Raw genomic sequence first — 18,699 nt, forward strand, 5'->3', positions numbered from 1 at the left:
AGGCTGGTGCGGCTTTTAGGTTAGATCGCCCATGCGATCTGCGGCCTCGTTTCAAGCCGCCGATTTACGCTCAGACTTCCGTTGCGTATTCCTTGGTGCGCTTGTCAGCCAGCATGAAGCTGCCGGGTTCATCGCTCTCGCAAGTTACGGCGACATCGTCCGTCATTGTGGAGGAAGTGCGCACTGCGCTTTCGGGCAGGGCAGCCTGCACGCCGTAGTTCACGCCGCAAATGGCGGCCTGCGTGCGGTTCTGGACATTCAGCTTACGCAGGATGGCCTTTACATGCACCTTTACCGTGGCCTCACCAATGTCGAGGCGGCGCGCGATAACCTTGTTGGGATAGCCCATGACAAGGCAGCGCAGCGTTGCGATTTCACGTTCGGAAAGGATGTCGGAAAGCTCACCCTCGGCCTTCACCTGGTCTGCCGTTGCATGCGCAAACTGCGGCAGTTGCTTCACCAGTTCACCCGGCACAACCTTTTCGCCGCATGCGGCCAGCTGCAAGGAATTCACCAGCGATTCGCAGGAGATGTTCTTGAGGATATAGCCGTCAGCGCCAGCCTCGAATGCATCGATCAGGCAATCCATCTCCAGCTCTTCACGCAGGATGACGATGCGCGTATCGGCAAAAGCCTCTCGCAGGGCAGCAACTTCTTTGCTGACGTTAAGAGATGCATCGGAATCAATCACGATCATCCCCACGTCCGATGCGCCTTCCACCTTGGCGTTGATCATCGCGGTGCAGGTCTTGTGCTGACCGACGATGGCGAAATCCTCGTCGATCAAAATCGACTTCAGCCCCTCACTCACGATAGAATTAGAGCAGATTAACGAAACACTTGTAGATACCTTGCGCATGATACGCACCCCCGGTTGCTTAAATTGTACTTTGCCAAACACCGTAATTACTTGGCAAAGGCACGATATACTTAATTAGGTTGCCCCCTAATTCACGAACCCTGCATCGTCGTGGCGCCTTGGCGTTGCTGCCAAAAGGCCGTTCGGATGCTCTGATTCGTTAAAAGTTAATTAACCCGAAATTGCCGCGGAAGCCAGTGGCTATGCTGCACTGCAACGCGCATGTGCCATATTGGGACTTGTTTGGACCCCGTATTCATACGTGCATACGGGCATCACAAATTGGCCTCCGAAAACATGCCCTTATTTGGCAGGCACCTGCTGAATGGAGAGTGTATGGGCGGCCCGCGATCCCCATTAGGGTAAGGCGCAAAGCCGCGTGAGGCGGGCAATTGCCCAAGTGGGGGCGCGGCAAGAGAAGACGGATCTGACGGGCAAAAGCCCTGCGCCAGAGTACTGGCGCAGGGCTTGCCACGCTATATTTACAGTAATGTGTCGCTTTTCTTAAAAGGTCAGTCGTACGGCATTGCCGCCAGCACCCGGTCGGGCGTCATCGGGAAGTCCATCACCCTTGCCCCGCAGGCGTTGTAGATCGCGTTGGCAATGGCCGCCGCGCCGCCGCACATGCCCAATTCGCCAATACCCTTGGCCTGGATGGGGCTGGCCGCCGGATCGCGTTCTTCCACCATGATCACATCCAGATCGGGCACGTCGCGGTGTACGGGCACGTGATATTCGGCAAGGTCGCAATTCACCAGATGGCCGTCCACCGGATCGAAATGCAGCGCCTCCGTCAGCGCGACGCCGATGCTCCATGTCATGCCGCCGATGCATTGGGAGCGGGCGGTCTTCTCGTTCAGCACCCGGCCAAAGCCGAATGCGCCCGTCATGCGTTCAACCCGCGTCTCGCCGGTAAAGCGGTTGACGCGCACCTGCGCGAAATAGGCGCCGAAGCCGGCGGCAACGAAATCCTCGTCAATATCGCCGGGCTCGTAATGGCCTTCCTCGGCCAGATCCTTGCCATCCAGCAGATCGACCAGCGATGTGCCGCCGGAGATTGCGCCGTCCTTCAAGGAAAGCTCGTCTTCTGAAACACCAGCACGTTCGGCCAGTTTCTTGCGCAAGGCCTGACATGCCACGAACACCGCAGAGCCGACCGAGGCCGCGCCCCAGCTGCCGCCGGAACCGGAGCCGCGCGGGAATTGCGTGTCGCCCAGTTCCACCAGCACCTTGTCGCGCGGCAAGCCGAGCATTTCGCCCGCTACCTGGCCAAGGATGGTGTAGGTGCCGGTGCCGATATCGGTCATATCGGTTTCCACCATCGCCGTGCCATCCGCCTTCAGCGTGACGCGGGCCTTGGCTTCTGAAACATTGTGCACACGCGCGGCGCTGGCCATGCCGGTGCCGATCCACCATTCGCCATCCTTCGTGTGGCGTGGTTTTCGCTTGCCACTGTCCCAGTTGAAAGCTTCCGCGCCCTGTTTCAGGCATTCGGCCAGCTTGTGGGAGGAGAAGGGCGTACCCTCCACCGGATGGTTTTCAGGGATGTTGCGCAGGCGCAGCTCCACCGGATCGACGCCAGCTTCCTCTGCCAGCATGTCCATCGCCACTTCCAGCGCGGGCATGCCCACAGCTTCACCCGGCGCGCGGACGGAGCCTGCGGTCATCCGGTGCACGCGGGCCACGTCCATTTCCAGCAGGCGGTTTTCACCGGCGTACAGGAATTGAGAGCTTTGCAGCACGGGTTCGGCAAATTCCTCTCCCGGCAAATTCGATACCAGCGCATAATGGCCAAAGCCCGTCAGCGCGCCATCATCGCCGGAGGCAAGCCGCAGCCGCTGCGTGGTTTCGGATCGGCGCATGATGCATTGGAACACCTGCTGGCGGCTCATCACCACGCGCACGGGGCGTTCCAGCTGCATGGCTGCGATTGCCGCTGCCACGGTTTCTTCCGAGATGCCCAGCTTCGATCCGAAGCCGCCGCCCACATAGCGGGAGATAAGGCGGACATCGTCCTCCTCCAGGTCAACTGCATCGGCCAGTTCGGCGATATTGTAATTTAGCATTTGCAGCGAGGCATAGACGGTCAGCTTGCTGCCATCCCACTCCGCAATCGCGGCATGGGGCTCCATCGCGGCGCTGGCGTGGCCGCTGGTGGTGAGCCGGGCATCCACGTTGCTGGATGCCTCGTTCATGGCTCTGGTCAAGTCGCCCTGGCTGGTGCTTTCCTTGTTTTCAGGATCAACCGCGTTCGGATCGAAGGCAACGTCATCAAGATCATCGGCATCGAAGCTGATGACAAGGTGCTTTGCCGCATCGCGGGCCTGCTCGAACGTCTCGGCCACCACCAGCGCGATGGGCTGGCCCCAGTAACACACGGTGCGCGGCTGCTGCACGGGCGCTTCGCCAGCGGTGCCCTGCGCGGCGCGCGCCGTCATCCGCTCATCTTCCACCACGGCCACAACGCCATCCATGGCGAGGCAGGCCTGGGTGTCGATATCGGTCACGGTGCCACGCGCGAAGGGCGCGGTTACCAGAACGCCTTCGAGGCAATTATCGACCGGATATTCCGCCGCATAGGGCGCGGTGCCGGTGACTTTTGCCAAGCCTTCGGAGCGGGCGATGGGCTTTCCCAGCAGATCCTGCGACATCTGGTCCAGCTTGCAATCCGTGGCGGGCTGATCCTGTTTCATATGATTGCTCACAGTTCTACTCCCGTCGCATCCGCAAGGGTTGCCGCAAGCGCGCGACGCGTCAGCGGTATCTTGAAATCATTCTCGCCATAGCCCTGCGCATCTTCGAGCAGCAGGTCTGCCGCCTTGTCGAACACGGCAGCAGAGGGGGTTTCGCCCACCAGCAATTCGGACAGGCGCGGATCGTGCCACGGCTTGTGCGCGATGCCGCCAAAGGCGAGATTGGCGCGCGATATGCGGCCATCTGTCATGGCGACCACGGCAGCGACGGAAACCAGCGCAAAGGCATAGGAGGAACGCTCCCGCACCTTGCGATAGATCTGTTTGCCTTCGACAGGCGCGGGCAGGGTTACGCCGGTGATGATTTCGCCGGCCTCCAGCACATTGTCCTTTTCGGGCGTATCGCCGGGCAGGCGGTGGAAATCGCGAACCGGCACGGTGCGTTCCTTCTCCCCCTCGCGGGTGATGAGCACCTGCGCATCCAGCGCGGCCATCGCGACGGCCATATCGCCGGGATAGGTGGCGATGCAGTGATTGCTGGTGCCGAGAATGGCGTGAAGGCGCGCAATGCCCTTTATCGCGCCGCAGCCGGAACCGGGATCGCGCTTGTTACAGGGCTGATCGATATTGGTGAAATAATAGCAGCGCGTGCGCTGGCACAGATTGCCGCCGGTGGTGGCCTTGTTGCGCAATTGCTGCGTCGCCCCTGCAAGGATCGCGCGGGCCAGAAGCGGATAATCGCTGCGCACCCGATCATGCGCGGCAGTGGCAGTGTTGGTGGCCAGCGCGCCGATGCGAAGGCCGCCATCGTCGGTATCGGCGATTTCGCCCATGGTAAGACGGTTGATGTCGATCAGTTCCTGCGGCGTTTCCACCTGCAGTTTCATCAGATCAATCAGATTGGTGCCGCCCGCAATGGCCATGGTGTCTTCAGGCGCGGTCAGCTGCGTGGCGTGGTCCAGGCTGTCGGGCCGGGCGTATTGGAACGGCCTCATGCTGCGTCTCCCTCTGCCACTTCGGAAATGGCGGCGATGATGTTTGCATAGGCGCCGCAGCGGCACAGGTTGCCGCTCATGCGTTCGCGGATTTCTTCGGGCGTTGGCTTGATCGGGCCGTCCAGGCTTTCACTCGCATCGCTGGGCATGTTGTTGGCAATTTCCTGCAACATGGCTGTGGCGGAGCAGATCTGCCCCGGCGTGCAATAGCCGCACTGAAATCCGTCATGCTCCAGAAAGGCCTTCTGCATGGGGGAGGGGGCATCGGGTGTGCCGAGCCCTTCAATCGTGGTCACGCTGTCGCCATCGTGCATCACGGCCAGCGAGAGACAGGAATTGATCCGCTGCCCGTTCACAATCACGGTGCAGGCGCCGCACTGGCCATGATCGCATCCCTTCTTCGTTCCGGTAAGCCCGCAGTCGCGCCGCAGGAAATCCAGCAGGCTGGTGCGGGGATCGTCGGGAAGGGGGTGGGCGGTGTTGTTGATGGTGATTGGCACGATAAACTCCAGTTTCATCATGCAACGCGCGGGATTGGCGAAGTGTCCAAGCGAGGGTCCAAAAGCTGGAAATTAGTTTCAACGGATAACAATTGTTGCGCGCGCCCATTCGTTTCCATCGCACAATCCCGCGTAGCTCTGCGCGAAATAGATGGGGTGACTCTCCCGCCGAAGCTGGCATTATCCCTCCCTATAAAAAGACAAATAGCTGGGAGTGTGAAATCATGCGTATCGCATTGGCTGTTGCTGCAGCCCTGCTTGTTCCCATCGGCGCCGGCACCGTTGCCGCCCATCATTCCATGGCGATGTTCGACAACACGCGGGAAGTGACGGTGCGCGGCACGGTGAAGCAGTTCCAGTGGTCCAACCCCCATGCCTATATCCAGATGGTGTCCACCGATGCGGGCGGCAGGAACGTGGAATGGAGCATGGAAATGGGCTCCCCCATGTATCTCTACGCGCGCGGCTGGCGGCCCCGCACCTTGCGTCCGGGAACGGAGGTGACGGTGCGCGCCCATCCCCTGCGCAGCGGCAAGGCAGGCGGCGTGGTGCTGGATGTGGTGGATGCCGATGGCAGAGCGATTGGAAGCAACCAGTGAAAGCCCCGCTGTTGGCGCTGGCGGCGATGCTGGGCCTTGGCGCGATGCCCACCATGGTGCAATCGCAGGATGCGCCCGATGCTCAGGCTGATCGCGTGGAGCAATTTTCGCAGCTGCCCTTCTGGCCGGGGTACTGGGTGGCGGAGGAGCAGGCAGGCACCACCGTCGGCGGGATCGCCCCGTCAGTGCTTGCCGCGCGAGAGAAAGGCGAGGCCGTCGCCAATTTCATGAACCTGCGCGGCGGCGCGGCGAAATGGAACGCGGAAGGCCAGCGACGGCTGGAAGCGGCGCAGGCCATCAATGCGGGGCGAAAGGCGGCGGGCTGGGGCTTCCCGATGATGATGAACGCGGCAACGCCATTGCAATTCGTGATCACGCCAGAACACGTCCTGATCGTGAATGCCTACAGCGAAGTGCGCCACGTCTACACCGATCGCGATATGCCGGACGAGTTCGACCTGTGGCCCACGGTGATGGGCACCTCCGTCGGCCATTGGGAAGGCGATACGCTGGTGGTGGAAACGACAATGGTGCGATCCCCCATCGAATATTTCCACGGCGCGCCGCCTTTCTCTGACGATGCGCATTACGAAGAGCGGATCAGGCTGGAAGGAGACCGCCTCGTGTCCGATGTCACCGTCACCGATCCCACCACGCTGGAGGAGCCTTTCGTCACACAAGTGAGCTGGATCAGAGACGAGGGTTTCGACCGGATGATCATGGTCGATTGGGACAATGATCGCACTGGAGTGGACGAAAACGGCGTGAATACAATCGAAGCGGAGGTGGTGGAATGATCCGCGCTTCCCTGGCCCTTGCTGCCCTTTTCCTGTCCGCCCCCGTGTTGGCGCAAACAGCGCCACTTGCGGGTGAGAAAAACGCCGAGATCGAAGCGATAGACGGCGTCGTTTCCGGCGATGCGGAATGGCAAATCGCGTGGTCCGGCCCGATGACGGCGGACGGCATGACCACCGCGCCCGACGGCCGTCTGATCTTCGCGCAGGAGCAGAGCAATGCGATATGGGCGCTGTGGCCCGATGGCGAAAATGGCGAGCGTGCCTTTGTGGAAGTGCCCTATGTGCTGGGCGCGGGCGCTGCCTCCTATGCCGCGGACGGTACGTTGCTGGCGGTGGAGCGCGGCTGCAGCGATCCGGGGCTTGGCGATCTGGAATGCAGCCAGCCAAGCGCGCTGGTGCAACTGCTGCCGGAACGGCGCGTGATTGCCGATAGCATGGGCGATGGCGAGACGCTGGGCCGCCTCAACGATGTGCTGGCCGATGGCGAGGGCGGGGCTTGGGTTACGCAAGGCGCGCTGTGGCATATCGACGCCGATGGCAGCGTGACGAAACTGTACGAGCCTGAGGCCTTTACCAACGGCGTGGCGATCAGCCCCGATGGCTCTCGCCTCTACGTCACCGATATGCGCACGATCCATGCCTTCGATCTCGCGAGTGGGGAGCGCACTATCTTCGCCACGCTGGACGAGGATAGCGAAGGTTTTGGCGGCGACGGCATGACCGTCGATACCGAGGGCCGGCTCTACGTCACAGGCGACGCAGGCGTCTATGTGTTTGCGGACAGCGGCGAAAAGCTTGGCGTGATCCCGGTGCCGCGCCGCTCCATCACGTTGGCGTTTGCAGGTGCGGATCGCAGCACGCTGTATGTCGGTGCCATGGGCGCGGTGACGCCCGCTGGGGAGGCCTGGGAAACGCCAGAGGGCGTGCGCAATGTGGCGATGACGATCTATCGCCTGCCGATGCTGGCCAGCGGTAACTAGAGCCGACTACCAGTATTTCTCGCTGGCGAGAGCGGCCCCTTCGGACAGCGCGGCCAGCTTTGCCCAGACGATTTCGGGATCGAGGCTGTTGCTGCCCGCGTGAACGCTGAAACCGCAATCGACGCCCGCCATCACGCGCTCTTTTCCCAGCAAATCCGCATAGCGACCGATCCTCTGCGCAATCAGCTTAGGATGCTCGATGTAAGGGCTTTGCGGCTCAATCATTCCGGGGCACAGGATCTTGCTGTCCGGCAGCTTGTGCTCCTCGAAATAGGCGAATTCATGCGCGTGACGCGGGTTTGCGCCTTCCACCAGCACGGTTTGCGGCTTGGCCTGCCAGACGAGATCCGCGATCAGCGCGAAATCCACGTCGCAATGGTGCGGGCCGGGGTAATTGCCCCAGCACAGATGCATACGGCACTGCTCAGCCGGGACATTTTTCAGCGCGTGGTTCAGCGCTTCTATATTGATGGAAATGCGCTTGCGAAATTCCGCGTTCGAAAGGCCGGTGAATTGGACATGGCGGCCCATCGCAAGGTCCGGGCAATCGACTTGCAAGGTGATGCCTGCATTGGCGATCGTCTCGTATTCGTGGCGCAATCCCTCGGCCAGCGCGAAAACATACTCCTCGTCACTGGCGTAATACTGGTTGGGGAAGAACAGCGCGGTCACGCCGGGCGATGCGGCGGACATGAAGGTGGCGTGCCCATCGGCCAGCCGGTTCAGCCGCTCCGCATCCTGACGCGGGGCGTCCATGTCGATCACTTCGATGGGGCCGGTGCAGGCGGGGGCGGAGCGTTTGGCGCGGCCCTTGTTGCCGAACACCTGGGCCTTTGCGCCGGGAAAATCCTCCAGGTCCTGGAATTCATACTGGCCCGCCTCGCCGCCGAATCCGGACAGGCGATGCTTGATATAGGTGGCGTAGCTGGGCTTCGACATTTCGCCATCGTTGATGACGGCGATGCCAGCCTGCTTCTGTCGCATCACCACTTCGGCGGTGGCGCGCTCAATCGCCTCGTCCAGCGGGGGCTGCTCGAATTCCTCTCCGCTTTCGCGGACAAACATTAGATCCAGCAGGTATTCCGGGCGCGGCAGGCTGCCCGTGTGCGTGGTGACGAAGCCGCTCACGCCAGCTCCTCTCGCACGATGCGCGCGCCATCTGTCATGGCCTTCATCTTCCCGAATGCGACATCGCGCGGCAGGTATTTGAGGCCGCAATCAGGCGCCACTATCACGCGGCTCGCATCGACATGCGGCAGCGCCTTACGTATCCGTTCCGCCACCCTTTCCGGCATCTCCACCTCATGCGTGGAAAGGTCCAGCACGCCAAGGATGATGGTCTTGTCCGGCAGGCTTTTCAGCACGGTGCAATCGAGGTTCTGCTGCGCGGTTTCGATGCTCACCTGGTCCAGCGCGGTGCCCGCCAATTCGGGCAGGAAGGAATAGCCTTCGGGCCGTTCATGGATCAGCGCGGCATAGCCAAAGCAGATGTGCAGCGCTGTGGTGCCCTCAACGCCCTCCAGCGCGCGAGCCAGCGCCTTCAGCCCGTATTCGCGCGCCGCATCGGGACGGGCCTGCATGTATGGCTCATCCAGTTGCACCACGTCCGCACCGGCTTCGTGCAGATCCTTGATCTCCTCATTCACGGCGGCGGCATAGGCCAGTGCCAGAGCTTCCGGGTCGCCGTAATGATCGTCCTGCGCCTGCTGGCTCATGGTGAAGGGGCCGGGCACGGTGATCTTGATCGGCTTGTCGGTGAAGCGGCGCATGAACTTCACGTCCTCCACCTGCACGGGATGCTTGCGGCTGATATCGCCCATCACGCGCGGCACAGGCACCGGCTCTCCGCTGCGATCCAGCGCGGTGCCGTGGTTTTCCATGTCGATGCCGTTAAGCGCAGTGGCGAAGCGATTGGAGTAGCTTTCGCGCCGCATCTCGCCATCGGTGATGATGTCGAGCCCCGCCGCCTCCTGCTCCCGAATGGCGACGATGGTGGCATCGTCCCATGCTTGCTGAAGCAGGTCCGGTTCCACCTTCCACAATTCCATTGCACGGGTGCGCGGAGGGAAACGACCGGCCAGCTTGGCACGGTCGATCAGCCAGTCGGGCTGGGAGTAGGAGCCGACCAGCGATGCCGGCAACAAGGGCGTCGCCATCAGGCGGCTTCTTCGTCGTGGCGGAAGGTGTTGTTGTTGGTGTGATCGCCGTCCAGCCAGCGCTTCAGCTCGGCATGGGCCTTGGCCTTCCGCTCCTCCGCACCATCGGCAGCGCGCGGATCGTCGCGGCAGAATTCCACGATCATGCCATTGGGATCTTCCACATAGACGCTGCGGCAATAGCCATGTTCGAGGACATAGGTCTTGGGCGGCTGAATGCCTGCATCCTTGATGCGCCGTTCCACGTCTGCCTGGAATTCATCGTCCACATTCAGCGCGATATGGCGGAATGGCGACGGCGGCAGGGGCGGGCCGAACTCGGCCTGGTCTTCAGGATCGGCGAAGGAAAAGAATGCCAGCGAGCTGCCATCGCCCAGATCGAAGAACAGGTGGCAATAGGTGCGATCCTTGCCGAACAGGTGATCGATCTCGGTCCAGCAGGCAGACAATGGCAGGCCAATCACGTCTTCGTAAAAGGCGCGCGTTGCTTCCAGGTCTTCGGTAACGAAGGCGGTGTGATGCAGGCGGCTTGGCAGCTTTGCCATTTTCTCTCTCCCATGTGGCCGATTCTTCGGCGCTTGTTTCGGACTTTATCAAAGAAGGCGTAGGTCGCCAATCACCCCTTGCGGCCGAGGATCTCCTCGTTGTGCTGGCCCAGTTCCGGCGGCGGCGTGACATCGCTTTCAACCTCGCCATCGAAGCGGATGGGATTGCGGATGGTGCGAAACGTGCCGCGCTGGCCTTCGCCGCTGATCTCCAGCTGGTGATGCTTGGCAAGATCGCCCTCCAGCACCTCTTTCGAGCTGAAGACGGGAGAATGCGGGACCTCGCAGCTCGCCAGCCTTTCTTCCCAATGGCTGCGCGGCTTTTCGGCAAACAGCGGAGCGAGGAAGGTGATCACCTTCTCGTAATTTTCGATGCGGGCCGGGCGGCTTTCAAATTCGGGCCGCTCCAGCATATCGGGCTGGCCCACTGCCGTTGCCAGGTTCTCCCAGAACTTTGGCGGGCTGGACATATGCAAGGCGATCCATCCGCCGTCCTCGCACTGGAACACATAGCTTTGCGAAACATGCGGGCGGCTCATCGGGCCCATCACCTCGTCAGCGCTGAGGTAATGGGTGAAATCGTCGAGATTGAAGTGCGACATCGCCTCGAACATGGAGGTTTCGACCTTGCGCCCCCTGCCGGTCGTCTCCCGCTCATACAGGGCGGCCAGCACGCCATAGGCGGTGTAGAAGCCGGTGATCGCATCACCGATGGCCGGGCCGACCACGCGCGGGTTGCCGGGGTTTACCAGCAGGCGAAGGAAGCCGCTGGCCGCCTGGCTGACGGTGTCGAAAGCGGGGCGATCCTTCCAAGGGCCCTCGTTGCCGAAGCCGGAGATATCCGCATAGATCAGCTGCGGGTTGATGCCCTGCAAACGCGCTGCATCAACATTCAGCCTTTCGGCCACGCCGGGGCGGAAGTTCTGGATGAAAACGTCGGCGGTCTTCACCAGCTCATCCAGCGCATCCAGGTCTTCCGGGTTGGCCTTGGTGTTCAGCTCGATGCTTTTCTTGTTGCGATTGTAGGTCTGATAATGGGGTGAATACAGATCGCCCTTGAAGGCGCGGAAGGGGTCGCCCGTTTCGGGCATCTCCACCTTGATGACCTCTGCCCCCAGATCGGCCAGCAGCATGCCGGCCGCCGGCCCGGTGATGAAGGTGCCCATGTCGAGCACGCGGATGCCTTTGAGTGGTTTGGCCAAGCTTTCTCTCCCTTGCCTCTTTACTGCATCGCTATAGGCAGGGGGGCAGCGCCGCAACCGGATAGAATCAAGGAGAGACACTTTGCGCACCAGCAAGCAGGACACGGGCTACTCTGCCATTTGCACATCGGATGCGGACACAATCACCGTGCGCGGGCGTGACCTGTGCGAAGACCTGATCGGGAAGGTCGATTTCTCCAGCTATTTCTGGCTGCTGGTGACAGGGCAGGAGCCTGACGAGAACCAGAGTTTCTTCCTCAACGCCACACTGGTGGCATTGGCGGAGCATGGCATGGTGCCATCGGTGGTGGCCGCGCGCATGACGCTGGCCGCCGCGCCGGAGGCGGTGCAGGGCGCGGTTGCGGCGGGCATTCTCGGCTGCGGATCGGTGGCGCTGGGGAGTGCAGAGATTGCTGGCAATTTCTACGCCGAATGCGTGGCCGACCAGCGCGAGAGCGGCGATCCGGTGGACCAGGTGGCCACGCGCAACATCAAGCGCTGGCGAGAGCACACGAAGGCGGTGCCCGGCTTTGGCCACTGGCAGCATGTGAATGGCGATCCGCGCGCGCTGAAATTGCTGGAACTGGCAGACGCGCGTGGCGCCAGTGGGGAGCATGTGGCAATGATGCGCGCTTTGCAGGCTGCATTGCCGGAAACGATCGGGCGCGAACTGCCCGTCAACGTCAACGGACCGATCCCTGCCATCCTGCTGGATATCGGCTGGCCGCTGGCGGCGCTGAAAGGCATCGGCCTGCTGTCGCGCACCGGCAGTTTGATCGGCCATTTGACGGAAGAGGCGGAGCGGCCCGTGGGCTTTATCATGAGCGGGGCCGCATCGGGCGCAGTGGAGTATGACGGGCACTGATAGCCCGCACTGCAATGGCTGATAGTGGCCGCTGACGGCGCCAATGGTTGCAGTTGCTACCGCTTTGCGTAAGGGTGCTGGCTTTCCAGAGTCTTAGAAAGCCCCCCACATGCTCGGCAAACTCCTCCTCCTCTCGACAACCGCCATGCTGGCGACTGCGGCAGCAGCACAGCAGCCCGATCCCGCGTCCGGCCCGACGCCGGATGAAGCATCCGAACCCATGTTCGAGCCCATGCCCGATCCGGTTGCCGAAACTGCGCCAGATGCGGGGGAAGATGATGCGAAGTGGGATGTGAACAACCCTCCCGGCGTTGAGATAACCGAAGTGCCCATCAATGTGAGCGAGGGCACGTGGATGGACGTCGATGTCTCTCCCGATGGGCGCACCATCGCCTTTTCCCTGCTGGGCGATATCTACACCATGCCGATCACCGGCGGCACGCCAACGCGCATCGCGCAAGGGCTGGCGTGGGAAGTGCAGCCGCGCTTCTCCCCCGATGGTAGCCGCATCGCCTTCACCTCCGATCGCGGGGGCGGGGACAATATCTGGATCATGAATGCCAACGGCAGCGATATGCGCCAGCTGACGGATGAAAGCTTTCGCCTGCTGAACCAGCCCACATGGTCTCCCGATGGGCAGTACATCGCGGCCAAGAAGCATTTCACCACGGGCCGTTCGCTGGGCACGGGCGAGGTGTGGCTGTACCACGTCAGCGGCGGCAGCGGCATCGCCCTGGTAGAGCGTGCGAACGAGCAGTTGCAGAAGGAACTGGGCGAGCCGACCTACGCGCCCGATGGCAGCGCCATCTATTACACGCGCAACATAACGCCGGGTAACACCTTCATTTATGCGCAGGATTCCAACACCGATCTTTTCAACATCGAACGCTACGATCTGGAAACCGGCGAAGTCACCACCGCAATCAGCGGGCTGGGCGGCGCAGTGCGGCCTCAGCCTTCGCCCGATGGCACGAAGATCGCTTTCGTGCGGCGCGAGAACACGCGGTCCCAGCTTCATGTGAAAGACCTGAAGACCGGGCTGGAACGCATGATCTATGCCGATCTGGATCAGGACGTGCAGGAAACCTGGGCCGTAACCGGCGTCTATCCCAATATGGACTGGACGCCCGACAGCCGCTCCATCGTGTTCTGGGCAGGCGGCAAGATCCGCCGCGTGAATGCCGATGGCACCGGCGTGGCGGAAATTCCCTTCACCATCGCCGATACGCGCGGCGTGCTGCCCGCGCCGCATCCGGTGATCCCCGTGGCAACGGACATGGTGGACGTCACCATGGCGCGCTTTGCCGAGGTTTCGCCCGATGGCGATACCGTGGTGTTTGAAAGCCTTGGCAAGCTTTATACCATGCCTGCCCGCGGCGGCACGCCGCGCGCGCTGACGGGAGAGGGGGACGCGCTGGAACTGTTTCCAAGCTGGTCCCGCGATGGAGAGCAGATCGTATTCGTGCGCTGGACCGACGATGGTCTGGGCCAGATCCGCACGGTGGGCCGCAATGGCCGGGGCGGGCGCACCGTCACCGCCACTCCGGGCCATTACGCACGGCCGCATTTCTCTCCCGATGGCAACACCATCGTGTTTGAAAAGAGCGCTGGCGGATATCTCACTGCACCGGAATATTCCGATAACACAGGAGTTTACCGCATCTCTGCCAATGGCGGAGACATGGTGCTGATCAGCCGCGACATGTCGGCTCCGCATTTCGGCGCCAGCAATGATCGCATTTTCATGACCGGGTCAGACGGTAACGCCAGAGTGCTCGTCTCCACCGATCTGAACGGCAACGATCCGCGCACCCATGCCAGCGGCGAACTGGTAACGGGCTATCACGTGTCTCCCGATGGCAAGTTCTTCGCCTTCAGCGAGAATTACGATGCCTTCGCCACGCCGCTGATGCCCGGCGGACAGACGGTGACGATTTCGGGAGAGGCGAAGAGCCTGCCCACCGTGGAGGTTTCCGATTCCGGCGCAAGCTACATCCATTGGTCCGATGGTGGGCAGCGCCTGAACTGGTCGCTTGGTCCTACGCTGTATTCCGCCACGCTGGCAGATCTGTTCGCCGATGCTCCCCCGGCAGAAGGGGAGACGGTGGACGCATTTACCCCGCCGGAAACCGGCGTGTCCATGCTGCGCCAGGTCGCTGCAGACCGGCATGACGGCAGGCTGGCCATCACGGGTGCGCGCGTCATCTCGATGGCGGGCGAAGATGGCGGCATCATCGAAAACGCCACCATCCTGATAGAGGATGACAAGATTGCTGCCATCGGTGCAGCTGGCAGTGTAACGGTGCCCGCTGGCACCCCCACCATCGATGCCGCTGGCCGCACGATCGTGCCGGGCTTTGTGGATGCACACGCGCATGGATCATATGCGGTGGACGAGCTGGTGCCGCAGCAGAACTGGAACCTGCTGCAAACGCTGGCGCTGGGCACCACCACGATCCACGATCCCTCCAACGATACGCCCTTCTTCGTGGCGGACGATATGCAGCGTACCGGCATGATCCTGGGGCCGCGCATGTTCTCTACCGGGCGCATCATCTATGGCGCGCGCAACCCCTATGCCTATGCGCAGATCGATACTCTGGACGATGCGCTGGATCACGTGCGCCGCCTGCGTGCAGAGGGCGCGCCCAGCGTGAAGAACTATAACCAGCCGCGCCGTGATCAGCGGCAGATGGTGGTGGAGGCCGCGCGGCAGGAAAACATGCTGGTGGTGGCCGAAGGCGGATCACTGTTCGGTATGGATCTGAACCTGATCGCGGACGGCAACTCCACGCTGGAGCATAACATCCCCGTGATGACGCTGTATGAGGATGTGCTGCAGTTCTTCAGCCAATCCAACACCAATTACACCCCCACGCTGGTGGTGGGATATGGCGGATTGGCGGGCGATCCCTACTGGCGTCAGGCGACCAATGTGTTTGAGCAGCCATTGCTGATGGCGCACACGCCGCCCGCGATCCTGCGCGCGGAGAATGCCCGCCGCACCACTGCGCCCGAAGGCGATTTCGTGGATGATGATATCGCCCGCGAATCTGCCAAGCTGGCCGACAGGGATGTTCTGGTGTCCATCGGCGCGCACGGCCAGCAGGCCGGCATCGGCACGCATTGGGAAATCTGGTCCTTCGTGCGCGGCGGTATGACTCCGCTGGAAGCCCTGCAGGCCGCCACCATCGTACCGGCAAAATCGCTGGGCATGGATCGCGAGATCGGATCGCTGGAAGTGGGCAAGCTGGCGGATCTGGTGATCCTGGATGGCAACCCGCTGGACAATATCCGCAATACAGAGCGGGTGGATACCGTGGTGCTGGGTGGCCGCGCCTATGATGCGCAAACGATGAATGAAATCGTGACAGGAGACGCGCAGCGCGCGCCATACTGGTGGGAATAGGCTGAGGTTAGGGCGGGGCGCCTAGTCCCGCCCGATACCGTTTCGCAGCAAGTCATTCGCCATATCGGCCACCCGGTCCGCATCGGTATCCTCGTCCCACACGCAATAGCGCAGGCCGAGGAAGACGTTCATACCCATCAGCGCCCATGCGTGCGCCTCCTCCATTCCGGGCTGGAATGCGCCTGCGGCCTCTCCCTTTTTAAGGCGGGTGAGGATGCGCCGGGCCGTGGTTTCATAATGTTCGCGAAAGCTTGCCGGATCGACGAATTCGGCCTCGTCAACGATGCGGTAGACTTCCTTGTTGTCGCGCGCGAATTCCAGGAAGGCGCGCAGGGCAGCACGCTCCACCTCGAACGGGGCGAGGTCTGGCGTGATGGCGCCGCCTGCATGGCTGGCAACCTGTCCGCTCATGTCTTTCACCAGCGCGCGGAAGATTTCATCCTTGCTGTCGAAATAGGTGTAGAAACTGCCCAGCGCCATGCCCGCCCGGCGGGTTATCCCGCTGATGGACGCTTCGTGAAAACCTTTTTCGCCAAATTCCTTGGCCGCTGCATCCAGCAGTTTGCGCAGCGTCTGCCGCCCGCGTTCGGTACGCGGAACCTTGGTTTCGCTGCTGGGTGCGGGCGGGGTACGTGTTGCCATTCTGCAATGGCTAACCGCTTTTCCGGGGAAGCGCAAAACTTAAAAGTTGAAAGGTGGTTCATGTTTCAATAAGAGGGCGGCAATAGAAAAGACGTTCTTGGGAGAATACTGATGTCGAAGGCCACTCTCTGGCAATCCGCCGCTACTGCCGCTGTTCTTTGTGCGACGGCCGTGCCCGCCCATGCGCAGCGGGCGGCAGACACCCCGCCGCAGGCAGAGGAAGCCACCGGCGGTGCCATCATCGTGACAGCGCGCCGCCGCGAAGAACGGCTGGTGGATGTGCCCGTTGCCGTCACCAGCTTCGGCGCAGAGGAACTGCAGCAGCGCGGCTCTGTCGACATTACGGATATCGCGCAGGTCACCCCCAACACCACGCTGGAAGAATCGCGCGGCACCAACTCCACCCTGTCCGCCTTCATCCGCGGCATCGGCCAGCAGGATCCCGTCTCCGGGTTTGAGCAGGGCGTGGGCATCTATCTGGACGATGTATATCTGAACCGTCCGCAGGCCGCCGTGCTGGATATCTATGATGTAGAGCGGATCGAGGTTCTGCGCGGTCCGCAGGGCACGCTATATGGCCGCAACACCATCGGCGGCGCGGTGAAATATGTCACCAAGGATCTGCCTGACGAACCCAGCCTGCGCCTGCGCGGAACCATCGGCACCTATGGCCGTGCAGAAGGCGTGGTAACGGCATCCACGCCGATCACGGACATGATCCGCATCGGCGGCTCTGTTGCGCGGATTTCGCGCGATGGCTTTGGCGAGAACCTCACCACCGGGGAAGAAAACTACAACAAGAATATCTGGGCAGGGCGCGGCACGCTGGAAATCGGCGCGAACAGCGAACCTGTGCTGATCCGCGTTTCGGGCGATTACTCGCGCGATAAATCCAATGCCCGCGGCGGCCATCGCCTGATACCCGGCGCGGCATCGGGTGCGCCTGTGCTGGACAATGTGTTCGACACGCGCGGCGGCCTCACCGATCCGGAGCAGGACGTGGAAGCCTATGGCTTTGCGATCAACGCCCGCGTCGACATTTCGGATGCGCTGACGTTCCGCTCCATCACCTCCTACCGCGAGGATGAAAGCGCCTCTCCCATCGATTTCGACGCGCTGCCTGCCGTCGATCTCGATGTGCCCGCATTCTATCGCAACGATCAGATCAGCCAGGAAGTGCAGCTGATCTGGGACAATGGCGGCCCCCTCAGCGGCCTGCTGGGCGGCTATTACCTGGATGCGAGCGCAGACACGCAGTTCGACGTGCGCCTGTTCACCACATTTGCCGGCTTCACCGCCTTCACGCAGGCGAATGTGGACACGGAAACCTATGCCGTCTTCGGTGACTTCTCCTATGATCTGACCGATCAGCTCAGCCTGTCGGTTGGCGGACGTTACACCTGGGATGAACGCACGGCCGACATCCTGCGCCAGAATTACCTTGGCGGCGGCTCCCCCGTATTCGGCGGCGCCGGCATCCCCTTCGGCGCGCCCAGCACCGATTTTCAGGGCAGCGCGGATTTCAACAAGTTCACGCCGCGCGTCTCGCTCAGCTTCCAGCCGACGCCTGATCACAATCTTTACGCCAGCTATTCGCAGGGCTTCAAGGGCGGCGGGTTCGATCCGCGCGGCGTGGGTGTGAACGCACCCTCCGCAACGCCGGGTGCACCTACGGATGCAGAGGTTGCCGACTTCCTCAGCTTCGCGCCTGAAACGGTGGATAGCTATGAAGTTGGCTACAAGGGCAGCCTGCTGGACGATGCCGTCTATGTCGCGGTGGCGGCCTTTTATGCCGATTACACCGATGTGCAGATCCCCGGCTCCACCGCATGTAACGTGGGCGGCATTGCCACCTTCTGCGGCGTGGTGACCAATGCCGGTGCGGCAGAGATCAAGGGTCTTGAATTTGAAACCAACGCCCGCCTTGGCCGCGACATGTTCGCCGCAGGGGATGCACTGCGGTTCCAGGGTTCGCTTGGCTGGATCGACGCGGATTATACGGAATATCTGACGCTGGTGGGCGGCCAGCCCACCGATGTTTCCGATCAGCGTGTGGTGCAGAACACCCCTGAATGGAGCGGCAGCGCCACGCTGGGTTATACGACGCCCGTTGGCTCTGGCGATCTGTACCTGGGCAGCACCGTGTCATACCGCAGCAAGACGACGCAGTTCGAAGTGCCAAGCCCGTTCCTGGATCAGCCCGCCTATGCGCTGGTTGATGCCAGCATCGTGTGGACCAGCCTGGACAGCGGTTTCAGCCTCGGCCTGTACGGGCGCAATCTGACGGACAAGGAATATCGCACGTCCGGCTACACCTTCGTGGCGGGTGATCCCCCCGTTCCGACGCTGGGCACCGAAGGCACGCTGACGGCGTTCTACGGCAATCCGCGCCAGGTCTATCTCACCGCCACGATCGAATTTTGATCCGCGTGTCTGCGGGCCAGAGCGAGATGGTGA

The 18,699-nt window shown here is 61.9% G+C and carries 15 protein-coding genes; 6 read left to right on the forward strand and 9 right to left on the reverse strand.

From position 1 onward, the window contains the following. Nucleotides 1-70: 70 nt before the first annotated feature. From GRF63_RS16665 to GRF63_RS06715, 4 genes are all read right to left on the reverse strand, one after another. Nucleotides 71-811: a LuxR C-terminal-related transcriptional regulator gene (locus tag GRF63_RS16665; protein ID WP_160485148.1), complete on the reverse strand. Its 741-nt coding sequence runs from the start codon at nt 809-811 to the stop codon at nt 71-73. 560 nt (nt 812-1,371) lie between these two features. Further along, complete coding sequence (locus GRF63_RS06705; RefSeq protein WP_160485149.1) at nt 1,372-3,564, reverse strand: molybdopterin cofactor-binding domain-containing protein; 2,193 nt, start codon at nt 3,562-3,564, stop codon at nt 1,372-1,374. Next, nucleotides 3,561-4,547: an FAD binding domain-containing protein gene (locus tag GRF63_RS06710; RefSeq protein WP_160485150.1), complete on the reverse strand. Its 987-nt coding sequence runs from the start codon at nt 4,545-4,547 to the stop codon at nt 3,561-3,563. The genes GRF63_RS06705 and GRF63_RS06710 overlap by 4 nt, the downstream gene beginning before the upstream one ends. Beyond that, the gene (locus GRF63_RS06715; protein WP_419865945.1) at nt 4,544-5,068 is read right to left on the reverse strand and encodes a 2Fe-2S iron-sulfur cluster-binding protein; all 525 of its coding nucleotides are present in this window, start codon (nt 5,066-5,068) and stop codon (nt 4,544-4,546) included. Before GRF63_RS06715 ends, GRF63_RS06710 begins: the two co-directional genes overlap by 4 nt. 203 nt (nt 5,069-5,271) lie before the next feature. On the opposite strand from GRF63_RS06715, the gene GRF63_RS06720 reads away from it, so the two are divergent. Genes GRF63_RS06720 through GRF63_RS06730 form a run of 3 tightly spaced genes read left to right on the forward strand, consistent with a single transcriptional unit; the run spans nt 5,272 to nt 7,423 of the window. Next, complete coding sequence (locus GRF63_RS06720; protein ID WP_160485151.1) at nt 5,272-5,646, forward strand: DUF6152 family protein; 375 nt, start codon at nt 5,272-5,274, stop codon at nt 5,644-5,646. Further along, on the forward strand, nt 5,643-6,443 hold the full coding sequence (locus tag GRF63_RS06725) for a hypothetical protein (protein WP_160485152.1): 801 nt from the start codon (nt 5,643-5,645) through the stop codon (nt 6,441-6,443). The genes GRF63_RS06720 and GRF63_RS06725 overlap by 4 nt, the downstream gene beginning before the upstream one ends. Next, entirely contained in the window at nt 6,440-7,423 is a 984-nt protein-coding gene (locus tag GRF63_RS06730) for an SMP-30/gluconolactonase/LRE family protein (protein WP_160485153.1), read from the forward strand. The genes GRF63_RS06725 and GRF63_RS06730 overlap by 4 nt, the downstream gene beginning before the upstream one ends. Nucleotides 7,424-7,429: 6 nt before the next feature. On the opposite strand, the gene GRF63_RS06735 is transcribed toward GRF63_RS06730, so the two are convergent. The 4 genes from GRF63_RS06735 to GRF63_RS06750 all read right to left on the reverse strand — a co-directional run bounded on the left by GRF63_RS06735 (nt 7,430) and on the right by GRF63_RS06750 (nt 11,326). Next, on the reverse strand, nt 7,430-8,551 hold the full coding sequence (locus GRF63_RS06735; RefSeq protein WP_160485154.1) for a uroporphyrinogen decarboxylase/cobalamine-independent methonine synthase family protein: 1,122 nt from the start codon (nt 8,549-8,551) through the stop codon (nt 7,430-7,432). Beyond that, nucleotides 8,548-9,579, reverse strand: a complete 1,032-nt coding sequence (locus GRF63_RS06740; protein ID WP_160485155.1) for a uroporphyrinogen decarboxylase family protein — start codon at nt 9,577-9,579, stop codon at nt 8,548-8,550. Before GRF63_RS06740 ends, GRF63_RS06735 begins: the two co-directional genes overlap by 4 nt. Beyond that, nucleotides 9,579-10,124 carry a VOC family protein gene (locus GRF63_RS06745; protein ID WP_160485156.1) on the reverse strand — a complete coding sequence of 182 codons (546 nt, stop codon included), beginning with the start codon at nt 10,122-10,124 and terminating at the stop codon, nt 9,579-9,581. Before GRF63_RS06745 ends, GRF63_RS06740 begins: the two co-directional genes overlap by 1 nt. Before the next feature lie 71 nt (nt 10,125-10,195). After that, a complete protein-coding gene (locus GRF63_RS06750) occupies nt 10,196-11,326 on the reverse strand; it encodes a CaiB/BaiF CoA transferase family protein (RefSeq protein WP_160485157.1) in 1,131 nt (376 codons plus the stop codon). Nucleotides 11,327-11,408: 82 nt separating this feature from the next. Between GRF63_RS06750 and GRF63_RS06755 the strand changes: the two genes are divergently transcribed. Together GRF63_RS06755 and GRF63_RS06760 are read left to right on the forward strand one after the other, a co-directional pair. Next, nucleotides 11,409-12,191, forward strand: a complete 783-nt coding sequence (locus GRF63_RS06755; RefSeq protein ID WP_160485158.1) for a citryl-CoA lyase — start codon at nt 11,409-11,411, stop codon at nt 12,189-12,191. 109 nt (nt 12,192-12,300) lie between these two features. Next, nucleotides 12,301-15,600, forward strand: coding sequence for an amidohydrolase family protein (locus tag GRF63_RS06760; RefSeq protein ID WP_160485159.1), 3,300 nt, complete (start codon nt 12,301-12,303; stop codon nt 15,598-15,600). A 21-nt stretch (nt 15,601-15,621) separates the two neighbouring features. On the opposite strand, the gene GRF63_RS06765 is transcribed toward GRF63_RS06760, so the two are convergent. Next, the gene (locus GRF63_RS06765) at nt 15,622-16,242 is read right to left on the reverse strand and encodes a TetR/AcrR family transcriptional regulator (protein ID WP_160485160.1); all 621 of its coding nucleotides are present in this window, start codon (nt 16,240-16,242) and stop codon (nt 15,622-15,624) included. Nucleotides 16,243-16,353: 111 nt separating this feature from the next. Here GRF63_RS06765 and GRF63_RS06770 point away from each other — a divergent pair, with 111 nt between their 5' ends. Next, the gene (locus tag GRF63_RS06770) at nt 16,354-18,666 is read left to right on the forward strand and encodes a TonB-dependent receptor (protein WP_160485161.1); all 2,313 of its coding nucleotides are present in this window, start codon (nt 16,354-16,356) and stop codon (nt 18,664-18,666) included. Nucleotides 18,667-18,699: the final 33 nt, after the last annotated feature.

Source organism: Aurantiacibacter rhizosphaerae (assembly GCF_009807005.1).
Classification (GTDB): domain Bacteria; phylum Pseudomonadota; class Alphaproteobacteria; order Sphingomonadales; family Sphingomonadaceae; genus Alteraurantiacibacter; species Alteraurantiacibacter rhizosphaerae.